At 70.2% G+C, this 18600-nt stretch carries 16 protein-coding genes; 11 read left to right on the top strand and 5 right to left on the bottom strand.

Annotated elements, in window-relative coordinates:
* Window positions 1-259 precede the first annotated feature (259 nt).
* Both ACIA47_RS09000 and ACIA47_RS08995 read left to right on the top strand, forming a co-directional pair.
* Window positions 260-4630: a HAMP domain-containing protein gene (locus tag ACIA47_RS09000; RefSeq protein WP_373861493.1), complete on the top strand. Its 4371-nt coding sequence runs from the start codon at window positions 260-262 to the stop codon at window positions 4628-4630.
* Window positions 4627-5181, top strand: a complete 555-nt coding sequence (locus ACIA47_RS08995; RefSeq protein WP_091395745.1) for a two-component system response regulator — start codon at window positions 4627-4629, stop codon at window positions 5179-5181. The genes ACIA47_RS09000 and ACIA47_RS08995 overlap by 4 nt, the downstream gene beginning before the upstream one ends.
* A 14-nt stretch (window positions 5182-5195) precedes the next feature.
* Here ACIA47_RS08995 and ACIA47_RS08990 read toward each other — a convergent pair whose 3' ends face one another.
* On the bottom strand, window positions 5196-5531 hold the full coding sequence (locus ACIA47_RS08990) for an STAS domain-containing protein (protein WP_088951070.1): 336 nt from the start codon (window positions 5529-5531) through the stop codon (window positions 5196-5198).
* 179 nt (window positions 5532-5710) lie between these two features.
* Here ACIA47_RS08990 and hemL point away from each other — a divergent pair, with 179 nt between their 5' ends.
* The 6 genes from hemL to ccsB are packed head-to-tail and all read left to right on the top strand — an operon-like array spanning window position 5711 to window position 11703.
* Window positions 5711-7048, top strand: coding sequence for a glutamate-1-semialdehyde 2,1-aminomutase (gene hemL, locus ACIA47_RS08985; RefSeq protein WP_203123341.1), 1338 nt, complete (start codon window positions 5711-5713; stop codon window positions 7046-7048).
* Window positions 7049-7054: 6 nt separating this feature from the next.
* The gene (locus ACIA47_RS08980) at window positions 7055-7702 is read left to right on the top strand and encodes a histidine phosphatase family protein (protein ID WP_238411523.1); all 648 of its coding nucleotides are present in this window, start codon (window positions 7055-7057) and stop codon (window positions 7700-7702) included.
* A complete protein-coding gene (locus tag ACIA47_RS08975) occupies window positions 7702-8271 on the top strand; it encodes a TlpA family protein disulfide reductase (RefSeq protein ID WP_396706705.1) in 570 nt (189 codons plus the stop codon). The genes ACIA47_RS08980 and ACIA47_RS08975 overlap by 1 nt, the downstream gene beginning before the upstream one ends.
* Window positions 8271-9089, top strand: a complete 819-nt coding sequence (locus tag ACIA47_RS08970) for a cytochrome c biogenesis CcdA family protein (protein ID WP_396706703.1) — start codon at window positions 8271-8273, stop codon at window positions 9087-9089. The genes ACIA47_RS08975 and ACIA47_RS08970 overlap by 1 nt, the downstream gene beginning before the upstream one ends.
* Window positions 9089-10732 carry a cytochrome c biogenesis protein ResB gene (locus tag ACIA47_RS08965; protein ID WP_396706701.1) on the top strand — a complete coding sequence of 548 codons (1644 nt, stop codon included), beginning with the start codon at window positions 9089-9091 and terminating at the stop codon, window positions 10730-10732. Before ACIA47_RS08970 ends, ACIA47_RS08965 begins: the two co-directional genes overlap by 1 nt.
* On the top strand, window positions 10732-11703 hold the full coding sequence (gene ccsB / locus ACIA47_RS08960; RefSeq protein ID WP_396706699.1) for a c-type cytochrome biogenesis protein CcsB: 972 nt from the start codon (window positions 10732-10734) through the stop codon (window positions 11701-11703). Before ACIA47_RS08965 ends, ccsB begins: the two co-directional genes overlap by 1 nt.
* Window positions 11704-11774: 71 nt before the next feature.
* On the opposite strand, the gene ACIA47_RS08955 is transcribed toward ccsB, so the two are convergent.
* The 3 genes from ACIA47_RS08955 to ACIA47_RS08945 all read right to left on the bottom strand — a co-directional run bounded on the left by ACIA47_RS08955 (window position 11775) and on the right by ACIA47_RS08945 (window position 14355).
* Window positions 11775-13136, bottom strand: coding sequence for a hypothetical protein (locus ACIA47_RS08955; RefSeq protein WP_396706697.1), 1362 nt, complete (start codon window positions 13134-13136; stop codon window positions 11775-11777).
* Between the two features lie 104 nt (window positions 13137-13240).
* Entirely contained in the window at window positions 13241-13489 is a 249-nt protein-coding gene (locus ACIA47_RS08950) for a hypothetical protein (RefSeq protein WP_396706695.1), read from the bottom strand.
* 389 nt (window positions 13490-13878) lie between these two features.
* A complete protein-coding gene (locus ACIA47_RS08945) occupies window positions 13879-14355 on the bottom strand; it encodes a MarR family winged helix-turn-helix transcriptional regulator (RefSeq protein WP_396706693.1) in 477 nt (158 codons plus the stop codon).
* An 83-nt stretch (window positions 14356-14438) separates the two neighbouring features.
* Here ACIA47_RS08945 and ACIA47_RS08940 point away from each other — a divergent pair, with 83 nt between their 5' ends.
* Complete coding sequence (locus ACIA47_RS08940; protein ID WP_396706691.1) at window positions 14439-14993, top strand: carboxymuconolactone decarboxylase family protein; 555 nt, start codon at window positions 14439-14441, stop codon at window positions 14991-14993.
* A 24-nt stretch (window positions 14994-15017) separates the two neighbouring features.
* Here ACIA47_RS08940 and ACIA47_RS08935 read toward each other — a convergent pair whose 3' ends face one another.
* Complete coding sequence (locus tag ACIA47_RS08935; RefSeq protein WP_396706689.1) at window positions 15018-16061, bottom strand: alpha/beta fold hydrolase; 1044 nt, start codon at window positions 16059-16061, stop codon at window positions 15018-15020.
* Window positions 16062-16216: 155 nt separating this feature from the next.
* Between ACIA47_RS08935 and ACIA47_RS08930 the strand changes: the two genes are divergently transcribed.
* Together ACIA47_RS08930 and mqnP are read left to right on the top strand one after the other, a co-directional pair.
* Complete coding sequence (locus ACIA47_RS08930) at window positions 16217-17677, top strand: menaquinone biosynthesis decarboxylase (protein ID WP_396706687.1); 1461 nt, start codon at window positions 16217-16219, stop codon at window positions 17675-17677.
* Window positions 17677-18588 (top strand): menaquinone biosynthesis prenyltransferase MqnP, encoded by a 912-nt coding sequence (mqnP, locus tag ACIA47_RS08925; RefSeq protein ID WP_396706685.1) that lies wholly within the window; start codon window positions 17677-17679, stop codon window positions 18586-18588. Before ACIA47_RS08930 ends, mqnP begins: the two co-directional genes overlap by 1 nt.
* Window positions 18589-18600 lie beyond the last annotated feature (12 nt).

The following is an 18600-nucleotide window of genomic DNA, read 5'->3' as shown; positions in this document are numbered from 1 at the left end:
GTGCCAAGCCGATCACCGATCGCGGGCTGTCGCGTCGGTCAGCGGCACCGGTGGCAGCGCGCGTGTTGACGTGGAAACGACCGGTGCGGGAGCCGGGCGAGGTTTGCGGCACGCTGTGCCGGTCCGACGCGGATCGGGCGGGTCCGGAGGCGATCGATGCCACCTGGCGGGTCGCGCACCCTGGCACCACGGCGCGCGCGGGCACAATATGGGGTGCCGGTGTGTCCGCACGGACCGGCGCCCCCGAGTTGAGCGAGGAATGATGACCACGTCGAAGCAGTCGGTGGCGGATCCGTCCGCGTCCGACCACGAGGCGCTCCTCGGTGAGTTGGCCGAGGCACTGCGACGGATCGGGCGCGGCGACCTGAAGGTCCGGCTTCCCCGCCGAGCCGGCGCGGCCGGTGAGGTGGCGGACGCCTTCAACGAGGTGGTCTCGCTCCAGGAGCGGCAGTACCTGGACCTGCGGCGGATCAGCCGGATCGTCGGTCGCGACGGCCGGCTCACCGAGCGGCTCGACGACGAGGGGCTGGACGGCTCCTGGGCGGAGGGGCAGCGAGCGATCAACTCGCTGATCGACGACCTGGGTCGACCGACCACCGAGATCGCCCGGGTGATCGTGGCCGTCGCCGACGGTGACCTGTCCCAGCACATGGCGTTGGAGATCGACGGTCGGCCGCTGCGCGGTGAGTACCTGCGCATCGGGCGCACCGTGAACACGATGGTGGACCAGCTGTCGTCGTTCTCCAACGAGGTGACCCGGGTGGCCCGTGAGGTGGGCACCGAGGGCAAGTTGGGTGGCCAGGCCGACGTGCGGGGCGTCGCCGGCACCTGGAAGGACCTCACCGACTCGGTGAACACCATGGCGTCGAACCTGACCGGCCAGGTGCGGTCGATCTCGCAGGTGGCGACGGCGGTGGCCAAGGGCGACCTGTCGCAGAAGATCACGGTCGGTGCGCGTGGTGAGGTGGCCGAGCTGGCCGCCACGATGAACTACCTCACCGACACGCTGCGGCTCTTCGCCGAGCAGGTGACCCGGGTGGCCCGCGAGGTGGGCACCGAGGGCAAGTTGGGTGGCCAGGCCGAGGTGCCGAACGTGGCCGGCACGTGGAAGGACCTGACCGACAGCGTCAATTCGATGGCGTCGAACCTGACCGCCCAGGTCCGCAACATCGCGCAGGTCTCCACGGCGGTGGCGCGCGGCGACCTGTCGCAGAAGATCACGGTGGCGGCGCAGGGCGAGATCCTGGAGCTGAAGGACACCGTCAACACGATGGTGGACCAGTTGTCGTCGTTCGCCGACGAGGTGACCCGGGTCGCGCGTGAGGTGGGCATCGAGGGCAAGTTGGGCGGTCAGGCCCAGGTGCGCGGCGTCTCCGGCACCTGGCGGGACCTCACCGAGAACGTCAACCAGTTGGCCGGCAACCTGACCAGCCAGGTCCGCAACATCTCCCAGGTCTCCACCGCTGTGGCGAAGGGCGACCTGTCGCAGAAGATCACGGTGGACGCCCAGGGCGAGATCCTGGAGCTGAAGAACACCGTCAACACCATGGTGGACCAGTTGTCGTCGTTCGCCGACGAGGTGACCCGGGTGGCCCGTGAGGTGGGCACCGAGGGCAACCTGGGCGGTCAGGCGCAGGTGAAGGGGGTTTCCGGCACCTGGCGGGACCTGACCGACAACGTGAACTCGATGGCGTCGAACCTGACCAGCCAGGTCCGCAACATCGCCTCGGTGACCACCGCTGTGGCGAAGGGTGACCTGTCGCAGAAGATCACGGTGGACGCGCGGGGCGAGATCCTGGAGCTGAAGTCGACCGTCAACACGATGGTCGACCAGTTGTCGTCGTTCGCCGACGAGGTGACCCGGGTCGCGCGTGAGGTGGGCACCGAGGGCAAGTTGGGCGGTCAGGCGCAGGTGCGTGGGGTCGCCGGCACCTGGCGCGACCTCACCGACAACGTGAACTCGATGGCGTCGAACCTGACCGCCCAGGTGCGCAACATCGCCCAGGTCTCCACGGCGGTGGCCAAGGGTGACCTGTCGCAGAAGATCACGGTGGACGCGCGGGGCGAGATCCTGGAGCTGAAGTCGACCGTCAACACGATGGTCGACCAGCTGTCGTCGTTCGCCGACGAGGTGACCCGGGTGGCCCGTGAGGTGGGCACCGAGGGCAAGCTCGGCGGTCAGGCGCAGGTTAAGGGGGTTTCCGGCACCTGGCGGGACCTGACCGACAACGTGAACTCGATGGCGTCGAACCTGACCAGCCAGGTCCGCAACATCGCCTCGGTGACCACCGCCGTGGCGAAGGGCGACCTGTCGCAGAAGATCACGGTGGACGCCCAGGGCGAGATCCTGGAGCTGAAGTCGACCGTCAACACGATGGTCGACCAGTTGTCGTCGTTCGCCGACGAGGTGACCCGGGTGGCCCGCGAGGTCGGTATCGAGGGCAAGCTCGGCGGTCAGGCGCAGGTGAAGGGCGTCTCCGGCACCTGGCGCGACCTCACCGAGAACGTCAACCAGCTCGCCTCGACGCTGACCACGCAGTTGCGGGCCATCGCCCAGGTGTCCACCTCGGTGACCCGGGGCGACCTGACCCAGCGGATCGCGGTCAAGGCGCAGGGCGAGGTCGCCGAGCTGAAGGACAACATCAACCAGATGATCGTCACCCTCCGGGAGACGACCAAGAAGAACGCCGAGCAGGGCTGGCTGGACTCCAACCTCGCCCGGATCGGCGGCCTGTTGCAGGGCCAGCGCGACCTCGGCGAGGTCTGCCGCATGATCATGACGGAGGTGACTCCGCTGGTCGACGCCCAGCTCGGCGCCTTCTTCCTAGCCGACGACGCCGACGGCAGCATGCGGCTGCGGCTGACCTCCTCGTACGGGTACGTGGCGCGGGGGCACGACGTCACCTTCGGGCCGGGTGAGGGGCTGGTCGGGCAGACCGCGCTCTCCCGTCGCACGATCCGGGTCAGCGCCTCCCCGAACAGTCGACTCACCCTGCGCTCCGGCCTGGCCGAGACACCCCCGTCCGACCTGGTGGTGCTCCCCGTCCTGTTCGAGGGCGAGCTGCTCGGGGTGATCGAGTTCGCCAGCGTGTCAGCCTTCTCCGAGCTGCACCTGTCGTTCCTGGAGCGGCTGGTGCTCACCATCGGCATCGCTGTCAACACCATCCAGGCCAACCGGCGTACGGAGGAGCTGTTGGCCCAGTCGCAGCGGCTGGCGCACGAGATGCAGGAGCAGTCGGCGGAGTTGCAGCGCACCAACGCCGAGCTGGAGGAGAAGGCCACTCTGCTGTCCGAGCAGAAGGGCAACATCGAGACGAAGAACCGGGAGATCGAGCTGGCCCGGCTGGGCCTGGAGGAGAAGGCGCAGCAGCTGACCCGGGCGTCGGCGTACAAGTCGGAGTTCCTGGCCAACATGAGCCACGAGCTGCGGACTCCGCTGAACTCGTTGCTGCTGCTGGCCCGTCTGCTGGCCGAGAACTCGGAGCAGAACCTCAGCCCGAAGCAGATTGAGTTCGCCCGGACCATCCACGGGTCCGGCTCTGACCTGCTACGTCTGATCGACGACATCCTCGACCTGTCCAAGATTGAGGCGGGCCGGATGGACGTCGAGCCGACCGAGATCCGCTTCACCGAGCTGCGCGGCTACGTCGAGCAGGCGTTCGCGCCGCAGGCCGAGGAGAAGAACCTGGACTTCCAGGTACGGGTGAGCAAGGATCTGCCGCCGGCGTTGGTGACCGACGCGCAGCGGTTGCAGCAGATCCTGCGCAACCTGCTCTCCAACGCGGTGAAATTCACCGACAACGGTGCCGTGACGCTGCGGATCGCCCCGGCCGCGGAGAACGCGGTCTTCGACGTGCCGGCGCTGACGAACGCCCAGCAGGTGATCGCGTTCACCGTGATCGACACCGGGATCGGCATCTCCGACGACAAGCTGTCGATCATCTTCGAGGCGTTCCAGCAGGCCGACGGCACGACCAGTCGCCGGTACGGCGGCACCGGCCTGGGCCTGTCGATCAGCCGCGATCTGGCCCGACTGATCGGCGGCACCATCACCGTCTCGTCCGCGCCCGGTCAGGGCTCGACCTTCACCCTGTTCGTGCCGCAGGTGCTGGCCCCGGACGCAGTGGTCGCGCCGCAGACTCCGTCGCCGCAGCGCGCCGGGCTGCCGTCGTCGCTGCTGATGCCGCCGCTGGAACTGCTGCCGGAACGGCCGGAGGCACCGGCCACCCGTCAGCTGGACGGCGCCACGGTGCTGATCGTGGACGACGACGTACGCAACGTCTTCGCCTTGACCAGTGCGTTGGAGCTGCACGGGATGACCGTGCTGTACTCGGACAACGGGGCGGACGGTGTCCGTCTGCTGGCCGAGCATCCGGAGGTGGACATCGTGCTGATGGACGCCATGATGCCCGACCAGGACGGTTACGAGACCACCCGCCAGATTCGCCGCAACCACCGGTTCGCCGACCTTCCGGTGGTCTTCCTGACCGCGAAGGCGATGCCGGGTGACCGTGAGTCGGCGCTCGCTGCCGGGGGCAGCGACTACATCACCAAGCCGGTCGACCTGGACGACCTGATCGAGCTGATGTCGTCCTGGATCAACGGCAGCCGGACCGAGGAGACTTCGTGACCCAGATGGCCAAAGCGCTGCTCGTGGACGACCGGCGGCAGAACCTGACGGCCCTGGAGGCGATCCTTCAGGGCCTGCCGGTCCAGTCCGTGGCGGTGGAGAGCGGTGAGGCGGCGCTCAAGCAGCTGCTGGTGGACGACTTCGCGGTGATCCTGTTGGACGCGCAGATGCCGGACATGGACGGCTTCGAGACGGCGAGCCACATCAAGCGCCGCGAGCGGACCCGGCACGTGCCGATCATCTTCCTCACCGCCGCCGACCGGGACGCCCAGCTCGCCCTTCGGGGTTACCAGGTGGGCGCTGTGGACTACCTCACCAAGCCGTTCGACCCGTGGGTGCTCCGAGCGAAGGTGTCGGTCTTCGTCGAGCTGTGGGTGAAGACCCGGCAGCTCGCCACCCAGTCGGATCTGGTCCGGGAGCGCGACACACAGTGGCGGCGGCTCACCGACGCGGTCGACGAGGCGACCGCCCAGCTCCGCTCGGACGACCCGGAGGTCCGCGACCGGGCAGTACGGCTGCTCGAACAGGCTCGCTGGGGAAACACCGCCTGACGCGGCGGGGCGGCTCAGCCGGTGGGCTGGTCGTTGCGGATCATCAGGGCGCTGCGCAGGCCGGTGATGTCCAGTACGCGGATCAGGAAGTCGCCCACGTGCGTCAGCATCAGCAGGCTCTGCGCGTGGCTGGCCTTGCGGCTGAGCACGACCAGGGTGCCCAGGCCCTGCGAGTCGCAGAAGGTGACGCCGCCGAGGTCGAGCACGATCTTCGGCGGGGGGTCGGCCAGCACCTCGTTGACGACGGTGGAGAGCTGGGCTGCCGTGAGCATGTCGATCTCACCGGCCAGGCGCAAGACTGCTTCGTCGCCCGTCCGGTGTAGCGTGATGGACAGTTCGGCACGATCCACCCGGTCAGCCTAGCGCGATCCGACCGACCTGGCCTGTCGAGGCCGCGAGCCGTCGCCGTCCAGGCCACGAGGCCCCCCGTGTCGGCGCTGCTGACCGGCACGGGTCACAGGTGAGCCGGGTAACCCCACCACGGGGTGGCTGCTGGTTGACCGTCCGGCGCTGTCACAATGGCGGCATCGTGACCGACATCTTTCCCGCCGGATCCGGCCGCTACCCAGCCGACGCGCCGGCCTCCGAGGCTCTGTTCGACCGCGCCCGCGCCATCGTGCCGGGCGGGGTGAACTCCCCTGTGCGCGCCTTCCAGGCGGTCGGCGGCACCCCGCGTTTCATGGTCCGTGGTGAGGGCCCGTGGCTGTACGACGCCGACGGTCGCCGCTACGTCGACCTGGTCTGCTCCTGGGGTCCGCTGATCCTCGGGCACGCCCACCCGGAGGTGGTGGAGGCCGTCCAGGCCGCCGCCTCCCGAGGCACCAGCTTCGGCACGCCCACGCCCGGGGAGGTGGAGTTGGCCGCCGAGATCGTCGCCCGGACCCCGGTCGAGCAGGTCCGCCTGGTCAACTCCGGCACCGAGGCGACCATGTCGGCGATCCGGCTGGCCCGCGGCTTCACCGGCCGCTCGAAGATCGTCAAGTTCGCCGGTTGCTACCACGGCCACGTCGACGCGCTGCTCGCCGCCGCCGGCTCCGGCGTGGCCACCCTGGGTCTGCCCGACTCGCCCGGTGTGACCGGCGCGGCGGCCAGCGAGACGATCGTGCTTCCGTACAACGACATCCGGGCCGTCGAGGAGGCCTTCGCCGCCGAGGGCCAGCACATCGCCGCGGTGATCACCGAGGCCGCCGCCGGCAACATGGGCGTGGTGGCCCCCCGCGACGGCTTCAACCAGCAGCTCGCCCGGATCGCGCACGCACACGGCGCCCTGCTCGTGGTGGACGAGGTGATGACCGGGTTCCGGGTCTCCCGCGCCGGGTGGCACGGCCTCGACGCCTCCGACGCCGACCTGTGGACGTACGGCAAGGTCATGGGTGGCGGCCTGCCCGCCGCGGCGTTCGGCGGGCGCGCCGACATCATGGCGCGACTCGCGCCGGCCGGCCCGGTCTACCAGGCCGGCACCCTCTCCGGTAACCCGCTCGCCTGCGCCGCCGGCCTGGCGACCCTGCGGCTCGCCGACGACGCGCTGTACCAGCGCCTCGACGAGACGGCCGCCGTCGTGGGCAAGCTGGCGTCCGACGCGTTGGCCGCCGCCGGGGTCCCGCACCGACTGTCGTACGCGGGCAGCATGTTCTCAGTCTTCTTCACGGACGCCGACGTGGTCGACTACGACAGCGCGCGCACCCAGCAGGTGCCGGCGTTCAAGGCGTTCTTCCACGCGATGCTCGCCGCCGGCGTCTACCTGCCGCCGAGCGCGTTCGAGTCGTGGTTCGTGTCGGCGGCGCTGGACGACGCCGCTCTGGAACACATCGCCGACGCGCTGCCCACGGCGGCGAACGCGGCGGCAGCGGCCGGTCACGGGGGGTAGAAGACCTTGAGCAAGACGGTGGTCCACGTGCTTCGGCACGGCGAGGTGTACAACCCCGACCGGATCCTCTACGGCCGGCTGCCCGGTTTCCGCCTCTCCGAGCTGGGTGTGCAGATGGCCAAGGCCGCCGCGCAGGGCCTGGCCGAGCGGGAAGTCGTGCACGTGGTGGCCAGCCCGCTGGAGCGCGCCCAGCAGACCGCCGAGCCGATCGCCGCCCAGTTCGGGCTGCCGGTCGGGGTGGACGAGCGGCTGATCGAGAGCGCCAACTGGTTCGAGGGCAAGAAGGTCTCCCCGGGTGACGGGTCGTTCCGTGACCCGCGCAACTGGTGGGTGCTGCGCGACCCGGTGACCCCGTCCTGGGGTGAGGCGTACCGGGTGATCGCCGAGCGGATGTTCGCCGCCGTGCACGCCGCCCGGGTCGCCGCCGAGGGACGCGAGGCGGTGCTGGTGTCGCACCAGCTCCCGATCTGGACGTTGCGCCGCTACGTCGAGCGCAAGCGGCTCTGGCACGACCCACGCAAGCGGCAGTGCGGGCTGGCCAGCCTCACCTCGTTCCACTTCGATGGCGCGAAGGTGGCGGGCATCGGCTACAGCGAGCCGGCCGCGCACCTGATCGCTCTCTCCGCGACCGCCCGGACGGCCAAGGGGGCCTGATGAACGCCCGGAGGTGGACCGCCGGTCTGCTCGCCGCCGTCGCCGCGGTGGCGCTGGTCGGCTGCACGTCGTCGAAGGGGCAGGAGAAGACCTGCACGGCCACCACCGACGGGATCTTCGAGTGTGCACCGGACCAGCGCTCGGCCCCTCCGAAGCTCGCCGGGGAGCTGCTCCTTGGCGGCAGCTATGACGTCAGCCAGGCCCGCGGCCAGGTCGTCGTGGTCAACTTCTGGGGTTCCTGGTGCGCGCCGTGCCGCGCGGAGGCGGACGACCTGGAAGCCGTCTACCAGGCCACCAAGGGTTCCGGGGTGAACTTCCTCGGCATCAACGTCCAGGATTCGCGGGACAAGGCCAAGGCGTTCGAGCAGGGGCGGGTCACCTATCCGAGCCTGTTCGACCCGTCCAGCCGGCTGGCGCTCGACCTGGACATCCCGCCGAACACCGTGCCGGCGACGGTGGTGCTCGACCGGGAGGGGCGGATCGCGTCGGTGATCCGGGCCGCCGTCAAGCAGGAGGGCCTGCAACCGATCGTCGAACGGATCGCCGCCGAGAAGCCGGCGTCGAACTGATGGGTGAGACCTTCGAGCAACTGGCCCTCAGCGGGCCGTTGCTGCTCGCCATCGGCGCGGCGGCGCTCGCCGGCCTGGTCAGTTTCCTCTCCCCGTGCGTGCTTCCGCTTGTCCCCGGTTACCTGTCGTACGTGACCGGTCTGGCCGGTGCCGACCTGGAGGGCCGGCGGCCAGAGACCGATCCCGCGCCGGCCAGCGGGGGTGTCGCGGTCAAGGAGCGGGTCGCGCGGGTCGGCGCGGTCAAGGGTCGAGTGCTTGCCGGGACGCTGCTCTTCATCGGCGGTTTCACAGTCGTCTTCGTGGCCACCGCGATCCTCTTCGCCAGCATCGGCCGGGTGTTCTTCGACTACAAGCGCGAGTTGCAGATCGGCGTCGGCGTGCTGATCATCGTGGCCGGGTTGAGTTACCTCGGGATGATCCCGGCCCTGCAACGGGAGTTCCGGATCTCCCGGCTGCCGTCGGCCGGGCTGCTCGGCGCACCGGTCTTCGGGGCGGTCTTCGCGCTCAGTTGGGTGCCCTGCACCGGCCCCACGCTCGGCGCGGTGATGGGCATGGCCACCGCCAGCGGCCAGAGCGACCGAGCCGTGGTGCTCGCCGTGGCGTACTGCCTCGGGTTGGGGATACCGTTCATCGTCTTCGGGCTGGGCTTCGAACGCCTGCTCGGGGTCTTCCGCGCCGTCCGGCGCAACAGCCGCTGGGTCACCCGGGTCGGCGGCGCCCTGCTCATCCTGATCGGTCTGGCCCTGGTCTCCGGCGGATGGCAGAGCTTCGTGATCTGGCTGCAGACCACCGTCGGAGTGGGCGAGGTGAGCATCTGATGACGGTCGTCGACGACCGACCGGAGACCGCGGCGCCCGCGCCACGCCGCCGGCCGAACCGGCTGCTGGCCCTACTGCGCAACTCGTGGCGGCAGCTCACCAGCATGCGTACGGCGCTGATCCTGCTCTTCCTGCTTGCGATCGCCGCCATCCCCGGCTCGGTGCTGCCGCAGCGCGGGATCAGCCCGGAGAAGGTCAACGAGTACTTCGTCGACCACCCGGACTGGGCCCCCCGACTGGACCGGATCGGCGCGTTCGAGGTCTTCGGGTCGGTCTGGTTCTCCGCGATCTACCTGCTGCTGTTCACCTCCCTGATCGGCTGCATCACCCCCCGGCTGCGCGACCACGTTCGCACGCTGCGGTCCCGGCCGCCGGCCGCGCCGAAGCGGATGGCCCGGCTGCCGCAGCACGCCGTGCTGCCCGCCCCGCGCGGTGGGGCGGGGGCGATCGCGGAGGCGCTGCGCAAGCGCCGCTGGCGCGTCGAGGTGCGCGGCGACGAGGTCTCCGCCGAGAAGGGCTACCTCAAGGAGACCGGCAACCTGCTGTTCCACACCTCGCTGATCGCGGTGCTGATCGGGGTGGCGCTCGGCTCCTGGTACGGCTGGAGCGGCAACCGGCTGCTGGTGGCCGGCGCGGACAACGCGTTCTGCAACACTCGCCAGCAGTACGCCGAAGCGAAGCTCGGCCCCCAGGTGAGCAGCGCCGACCTGCCCCGATTCTGCCTGCGGCTGGACGACTTCGAGGCGCGGTTCCTGGCGTCCGGCCAGCCGGAGTTCTTCAACGCCACGGTCACCGTCGACGGCCCGGACGAGCCGACCCGCAGCGCCGACTTCTCGGTGAACGCGCCGCTGCGCCTGAACGACGCGAGCGTCTACCTGCTCGGCCACGGGTACGCCCCGGTGATCCGCTACACCGACCGGTTCGGCAACAGCCAGATCAGTGACGAGCCGTTCCTGACCACCGGCGACATGGGCCTGACCAGCGAGGGGCTGGCGGCCTTCCCGGACGCGAACGTCGACCCGGCGACCGGCCAGCGCGCACCGGATCAGCAGATGGCGTTCACCGGCATCTACCTGCCCACGGCACCCGAGCAGGCGCCGTTCGTCCGCTCGCAGTACCCGACCGAGCGCAATCCGGCGCTCAACCTGGTCGCCTACCGGGGCAACCTCGGCTTGGACGCCGGCATCCCCGGCTCGGTCTACCAACTCGACCAGCGGCAGGTGCGGGCCGGCAAGGTCAAGGAGGTCGGCACCAAACTGCTCCGCAAGGGCGAGACCTGGAAGCTGGACGACGGCACGACAGTCGAGTTCCTGGGCACCGAGCGGTACGTCACCCTCTCCATCCGGCACGATCCCGGCTCGACGATGCTGCTGGTCAGCTGCGGCGTCCTGCTGGTCGGGCTGATGGGTTCGCTGTTCGGGAAGCGCCGCCGGGTGTTCTTCCGGGTGGTGCCGGCCGACCCCGGGGAAGGATCTCCGACGAGCGGTAGTAGCTTGATGGAGGTCGGTGGGTTGCCGCGTACCGACTATCCAGGGTTCGCCGACGAGTTCACCCAGCTGGTCGCCGCCGTCAGCGGTGCCGAACAAGCTGGTGATGGCGCTGACTCCGCTGAGCGGGCCGGCGTGCGAGAAGGAGCCGAGTGATGTCCGCACTCTCCGACAATCTGGTGACCTTGGCGATCCTGGCGTACCTGGTCGCGATGATCGGCCACGCCGTCGAGTACGCGCTGGGCAACGTGCGTACCCGGGTCGCCACGGCGGCTCCGGTGCGCGAGTTGGTCGCTGCCGGCGGTGGTGTCGTCCCGACGCCGCCCGCGCCGGTCCCGTCGCCGCCCACTGTCGACCGTTCCGCAGGGCGGGCCCGGCTTGCGGGCCTGATCGGGGTAGGGGCCACCGCGGTCGCCGCCGCGCTGCACCTGGCGGCGCTGGTCACCCGTGGGCTCGCCGCGGACCGGATGCCCTGGGGCAACATGTACGAGTTCGTGCTCACTGTGACGTTCATCGGGGTGGCCGCCTGGCTGGTGGTGCTCTGGAAGCGACAGTCGCTGCGCAAGCTCGGGCTGTTCCTCACCCTGGTGATGGTGCTGCTGGTCGCCACCGCCGAGCTGGTGCTGTACGTGCCGATCGTGCCGCTGGTCCCGGCGCTGAACTCGTACTGGTTCATCATCCACGTCTCGACGATCGTCTTCGCGTCCGGCATCTTCCTGCTCGGCGTGGTGCCGGCGGTCGGCTTCCTGATGCGCAACGGGTACGAGCAGGGCAAGCGGAGCTTCCCGTACACCCTGGCCAAGCGGCTGCCCGGCGCAGCGGGCCTGGAGCGGCTGACCTTCGCGCTGCACGCCTTCGCATTCCCGATCTTCACCTTCGCGGTGATCGCCGGTGCCATCTGGGCCGAGGCGGCCTGGGGTCGGCCGTGGGGCTGGGACCCGAAGGAGACCTGGGCGTTCATCTCCTGGGTGGTGTACGCCGGCTACCTGCACGCCCGCGCGACGCCCAGCGTGAAGCGCAACGTGGCCACCTGGATCGCGGTGCTCGGCTTCCTCACCATGCTGATGAACCTTTTCGGCGTGAACATCTTCTTCACCGGCCTGCACTCGTACGGTGGGCTGGACTGACAGTGGCAACGCGATGCGGGCCGGTCACGGATTCCGTCAGTGACCGGCCCGCATCGTTTCGGCGGGTGTGGTCAGTTCACGGTCACCGGGGCGATGTCGTTGCTCGGGTCGTCGTCCACCCGGGGGTAGCGCTGAAACGGCTGGACCTCGCCGGGGGCCCCCGACAGGCTGTCGATCCGCAGGTCGAACCCGACCGCGTGAGTCGTGCCGGCGGGGAAGACCGATCCCGGCCCGTTGCAGTACCAGGTTGCCGGGACGGTCTCGGGCTCCTCCTCGTCACCGCTCAACCAGCAACCCGGCGGGGTGGCCAGCACGGTGACCCCGGCGGGTGGGGTGAAGAGGAAGGCCCCGACGCTCTCGCCGGAGATGCTGCCGTCTGGCACGCCCGGACCTGTGTTGCGCAGGCCGACGGTGATCCGCACGGTGTCACCGACGGCACCGGTGACGGCCGCGCCCGTCGCGACGATGTCGAAGGCGCCGTGCACCCCGCGCAGGTAGGTCTGGCCGTCGGCCCGGGTCGCCTCGACCGGGAGCACGTCGAGCGCAGTGCCCACCGGCCGTAGCCGCAGCGCCCGGTCGGCCTCGCGGCTCTTGAGCTTCACGCCGCTCGGGAGCGGCCCGGCACTGGCCAGCGGCTCTACGACCTGGGTGATCCGCTTGCTGCCGAGCGTCGCCGGGCCGACCGTGGTGCCGAGCCCACCCCGCAGCTCGTGGCGTTGACCGGGCGCGAACGTGCCCCGCACGGTGCAGACCACCACGGTGGCGAGCGACTGGTTGGTGCCGTACCGGCAGTTGCGGTAGCTGGTCGGCACGAGGCCCGCCGGGAAGCGCATGGTGAGCCGCAGATCCACCGCCGGGTGGTCGCCGGCATTGACCACGGACACCGGTACGGCGAGGTTGTCGCCCACCTCGACGCCGGTCAGGGACTCGTTGACCAGGTCGAGCAGGTCGGGCCCGGACCGCACGGTGACCGTCGCCTGCTGGGTGTACGCCTCGGTCTGGTCGCCGAGCGCCGTGTAGTCGAGGGTGCCGGTGGCGCCGTCGACCGCGCCGGGCGCGGGCCGGAACACCACCGGCACGGTGCCGGTGAGCGTGCCGCCCTCGTCGACGGCCGTCGGCGGCATCGGGCAGGTCACCGAGGTGCCCTGGGTTACGCAGTAGTCGGGGAAGCCGGCGGTGGCCACGCCCGCCAGGCCGGTCAGGTCGATGGTCACCCGGGGCTGGGTGGCCCCGGTGCTGATCAAGGTCAGCGGCACCGTACGGCCGGCAGCGCCGGGGGCGCCAATCGTGACGTCACCCAGCGAGCCGTTGACCCAGCCGGGGTCGTCCTCGGCCGCAGCCGGGCCAGCCGTCACACCGATTCCGGCGGTGCCCACGACCAGCGCGGTCAGGCCGCGCAGGAGCCTGCCACGCGAAACGTGCACAGATTTCATCGATCTCCTTGGTGAGGGATGAGCCGGTCGGAAGAAGCCGGGTTTGCAGCACCCCGACCCGACCGGCGTCCATGATCTTAGAGATCGCCTGTGACAGTTCTCGATCAGTCGACCAGGTCGCGATCTTCGTCGAACCCGAACCCCGCCGGTGCCCGCCACCCCGGTCGCCGGGCACGCAGCGCCCGCTCGACCTGGACGGTGACCTGGTAGGACACCTCCGGTAGATCGGCCAGTTCGATCCGCTCGCCGCGCATCGCCAGTTGGGCGTGCAGCTCCCTGGCGACGGCGTCACGAAGCTCGACCAGCAGGGGCGACAGCCCGTCCGGGTCGCCGACGACGTACGCGTCCGACATGGGTCAACCCTGCACCCGCGTCGCGCCGTTCCGCCACGAACGGTGAGATGTGTCCGCCGGGCTTGACCAGCCGTGGTCGGCGACGTGGCGGTGGCCGCGCCCGCTCGGCCGTTGATCCACTCGGCTTTCAGGAAGTCGGGGTGTCCTGCGCCCCAGGACGCCGCGATTTCCTGCAACCCGAGTTGATCTTGTGATGGCGGTCGTCGCGCCGGGCTGCCAGGCAGGGCCTCAGCTCGCGTCACCCCGATATTCGCGTCACGACACGACACAAAGTAAGGAGGCTCGCTACCGCGCGGCAGGTGGGTCGCATGGCCCGACAATCGCGGCGAAGGTGGGTGCGGTGACCACAACGGTGTCCACAGCGGGTCGCACCGCACAGCCGCCCGCGATCAGCCGCCGAACCAGCCGGGCACGTCGAGTCGGAACCAGTTGGCCGAGGCCATCGTGCCGAGGTCGTCCTCCATCGCGGTGACCCGTTCGTGGCCGAGCGCGTCGGCCCACTGTGCACGCAGTCGGTCGAAGATCTCGGCCGAGCGGCGTAGCCCGTCGGCGCCGCGCGGAGTCACTCGGACAAGCCGCCGTCGGGCGTCGGAGGGGTCGTCGGCCCGCTCCAGGTAGCCGACGGCCACCAACCGGTCGACGGTCTTGCCGGCGGCCTGTTTGGAGATGCCCAACCGCTGGCCCAGCTCGGTGGCGGTGGTGCCGTCCGCCCCAACCGCCTGGAGCACGAATCCGTGCAGCGGTCGCAGCTCCGGATGCCCCTCCCGGGCCAACTCGGCGTGCAGGTCGTCGATCAGCGTCCGGAAGCCGGCCAGCAGCAACAGCGGCAACGCGAAGCCGGGGCGCGCGGGATCAGCGGTTGCCATGCTCGACAACCACGTTTACTATTTCGTCAACCACGTTGACTATCGTAACGCCCCCCGATCCAGGCTCTGGAAAGCAGGTAACCATGTCCGTCTTCACCGCCCACACCGCCGAGACCGCACCCGCCGCCGCCCGCCGGGCCATCCAGGGAGTACGCGGCCGGTTCGGCTGGCTGCCCACCCCGGTGGCGCTGATGGCCGATTCGCCGCAGTTGCTCACCGGCTTCCTCACCGCCAGCACGGGCTTCGAACAGACCGACCTCGCCCCGCTGGACCGGGAGGTGGTCATCCTGACGGTCTCCACCAGTCACGAATGCCATTTTTGCGTCGCCCTGCACACCGGCAAGCTCACCCAACTCGGCGCGACCGCCGAACTGATCACCGCACTACGCGCCGGCTCGGCGCTCCCCGAGCCGCGACTGGAGGCGCTGCGCCGGTTCACGCTGGCCGTGCTCGACCACCGAGGCGCAGTGCCCGACGACGAGATGGACGACTTCCTAACCGCTGGCTACCAGCCCCGGCACGCGCTGGACGTGGTGCTCGGCGTCGGCGCGTACACCATGTCCACCTTCGCCAACCGGCTCACCCGGGCGCCGCTCGACCCGCCACTGGCCGCCCACGCCTGGACGCCAGCGGCCTGACCGGGGGTGCCGGACAGTCGCTGCTCAGGACGCCCGGAGGAAGCCGCGCAGCAGGGCGAGCATCTCGTCCGGGCGCTCCTCGTACAACCAGTGCCCGCAGTCCTCGATCACCTCGCCGCGGACCGTGTCGGCGTACCGGCGAATCTGCTCTGCGACCTGCCCACCAAGGCTGGCCGCCGCCCCGACGGCCAGCACCGGCATCGTCAGCTTCGTGCCCCGGTACGCTGCGTTGTCCGCGATGTCCTGCTCGAACGCCCGGAAGTAGGCGAAGCTGGCCCGCAGGTGCGCCGGGTCGCGCAGATGGCTGGCGAACTCCTCGACGTCGGGCCCGGCGATGCTGCCCTTGCGCACCATCAGCGCGTCGGTGAACCGGTCCACCCAGAGCGACTCCCGTCCGTTGACCAATGCCTCCGGAAGCCCGTTGCCGATGGAGAAGTAGCCGAAGTTCCACACCCCGGGCCCGGCCGAGGTGAGCGCGGGGAACGTGTAGATGCTCTCGTCGGGGATCGGCGCCTCGCTGAGCACCAGCCGACTCACCCGCTGCGGGTGGGCGGCGGCGTACGCGTACGCCACCATGGTCCCCAGGTCGTGCCCGACCAGCCGGAGGTCACCGACCAGGCCAAGCTGGTCGAGTAGTCCGTGCAGGTCGGCGGCGACCGTCTTCTTGTCGTACCCAGCGTCCGGGGCGTCGCTGCCTCCGAAGCCGCGCAGGTCCGGCGCGACCACGTCGAAGGAGCGCCCCAACTCGGGCAGCAGGTGCCGCCACATGTACCAACACTGCGGATACCCGTGCAGCAGCACCAGCGGCGGGCCGGCACCCCCACGGACGTAGTTCATGGTGATCTGGCCGACCCCAGCCCGTTGCTCGGTGAACCCCGCCGGAACCCGTTCCACGCCCATCGCCGCCTCCGCCCGCGGCCCGCCGCCCCGCTCTCTGCCGCCCGCCGCCCCGCTCTCTGCCGCCCGCCCGGTTACCCGCTCAAGCGCCCGCCATGCCCCGAGGTGCGGGCCATGAGCGTTGATCCACTCGACTTCCTTGAAGTCGCGGTGTCCGGCGGGGTGGGACACCGCGGTTTCCTGAAAGCCGAGTCGATCTAGAACCGCCGCCCGCCGCCCGCCGCCTCCGCCCGCCGCCCGCTGCCCGCTGCGGACAGGGGGGCGATCGCGAGCGTCACAGCACCCGGCCTGGGCCGTGCGGGAGCCGGTGCGGGAGACTGGGCGACATGGCGGCTCGTGGCTTCCCGTACACCGATCTCAAGGACTTCATCGCGGCGCTGGAGCGCGCGGGCGAGTTGCGCCGGGTCAACGTCCCGGTCGATCCGACCCTGGAGATCAGCGAGGTGGTCACCCGCACGGTGCGGGCCGGCGGCCCGGCGCTGCTCTTCGAGCGTCCGACCCGGGGCGAGATGCCGGTGGCGATCAACCTGTTCGGCACCGAGAAGCGGATGGCGATGGCCCTCGGCGTCGACTCGCTGGACGAGGTCGGTGCCCGGATCGGCGCGCTGATCAAGCCGGAGCTGCCGGTCGGCTGGTCGGGCATCCGGGAGGGCCTCGGCAAGGTCATGCAGCTCAAGTCGGTGCCGCCGCGCAAGGTGAAGACCGCCCCCTGCCAGGAGGTCGTCTACCGGGGTGAGGACGTCGACCTCAACCGGCTGCCGGGCTTGCAGGTCTGGCCCGACGACGGCGGGATCTTCCACAACTACGGGCTGACCCACACCAAGCACCCGGAGACCGGCAAGCGCAACCTCGGCCTGTACCGACTCCAGCAGCACGGCCGCAACACCCTGGGCATGCACTGGCAGATCCACAAGGACTCGACGGCCCACCACGCGGTCGCCGAACGGCTCGGGCAGCGCCTGCCGGTCGCGGTCGCGATCGGCTGCGACCCGGTCGTCTCGTACGCGGCCAGCGCGCCGCTGCCCAGTGACATCGACGAGTACCTGTTCGCCGGGTTCCTGCGCGGCGAGCGGGTGGAGATGGTCGACTGCCTCACCGTGCCGTTGCAGGTGCCGGCGCACGCGCAAATCGTGCTGGAGGGCTACCTGGAGCCGGGTGAGCGGCTGCCCGAGGGGCCGTTCGGTGACCACACCGGCTTTTACACGCCGGTCGAGCCGTTCCCGGTGCTGCACATCGAGGCGATGACCATGCAGCGCAAGCCGGTCTACCACTCGATCGTCACCTCGAAGCCGCCGCAGGAGGACCACGGCCTCGGTAAGGCCACCGAGCGGATCTTCCAGCCGCTGCTCAAGCTGATGATCCCGGACATCGTCGACTACGACCTGCCGGCCGCCGGCGTCTTCCACAACTGTGCGATCGTCTCGATCCGCAAGCGCTACCCGAAGCACGCGCAGAAGGTGATGAACGCGATCTGGGGCGCGCACCTGATGTCACTGACCAAGCTGATCGTGATCGTCGACGAGGACTGCGACGTGCACGACTACAACGAGGTCGCCTTCCGGGCCTTCGGCAACGTCGACTACGCCCGCGACCTGCTGCTCACCGAGGGCCCGGTGGACCACCTCGACCACTCGTCGTACCAGCAGTTCTGGGGCGGTAAGGCTGGCGTCGACGCGACCCGCAAGCTGCCCACCGAGGGCTACACCCGCGGTTGGCCGGAGGAAATGACCATGGCCCCCGAGGTCGCTGCCCTGGTCGACAAGCGCTGGAAGGAGTACGGAATCTGATGGCCGTCATCGACGCACCGACGGCGAAGCCGGGCCGGACCAAGTCCTTCCTGAAGCTCGTCGCCGTCGAGCACTCCGTCTTCGCGCTGCCGTTCGCGTTCCTCTCCGCGCTGGCCGCGATGCAGGGTTCCGGTGGGCGGGTACGGTGGCTCGACCTGCTGTTGATCACCGTGGCGATGGTCGGGGCGCGGACGTTCGCGATGGCCGCCAACCGGATCCTCGACCGCAAGATCGACGCGCGGAACCCGCGTACCGCCGGCCGGGAACTGGTCACCGGAGTGGTGAGCGTGCGGACGGCCTGGACCGGCGCGGCCGTCGCACTTGTGGTCTTCCTCGTCGCCGCCGCCCTGCTCAACCCGCTCTGCCTGGTGCTCGCGCCGCTCGCCGTGGTGCCGCTGGTCGTCTACCCCTACGCCAAGCGGTTCACCAACTGGCCGCACGCCATCCTCGGGATCGCCCAGGCGGTCGGCCCGGTCGGCGCCTGGCTGGCGGTCACCGGCACCCTCGACGGCTCCGGGCCGGCCTGGCTGCTCGGCGCGGCCGTGGGGCTGTGGATCGGCGGCTTCGACCTGATCTACGCCTGCCAGGACTCCGAGATCGACCGGGAGATCGGCGTGCACAGCGTGCCCGCCCGGTACGGTCGGCGCTTCGCGCTGCACGCCTCCACCGTCGCGCACGTGGTGACCTTCGCCCTGTTCATCTGGTTCGGTGCGCTGATCGGTCTCGGTTGGCTCTGGTGGATCGGGCTGGCGCTGACCGCTGTGGCGTTCGCCTACCAGCACCTGGTGGTCACCCCGACCGACCTCAGCAAGGTCAACCGGGCGTTCTTCACCGCAAACGGGTTCGTCGGCATCGCGCTGTTCCTCTTCGCCCTGCTCGACCTGGTGATCCGGCTCGGCCTACGGCCCTGAGGCTGGGTGGTC

The sequence above is a fragment of the Micromonospora sp. NPDC051227 genome, from assembly GCF_044455385.1.
Taxonomy (GTDB): Bacteria; Actinomycetota; Actinomycetes; order Mycobacteriales; family Micromonosporaceae; genus Micromonospora.
The sequence above is the reverse complement of the archived record's forward strand: the minus strand, read 5'-3'. Positions and strand labels throughout refer to the sequence as shown.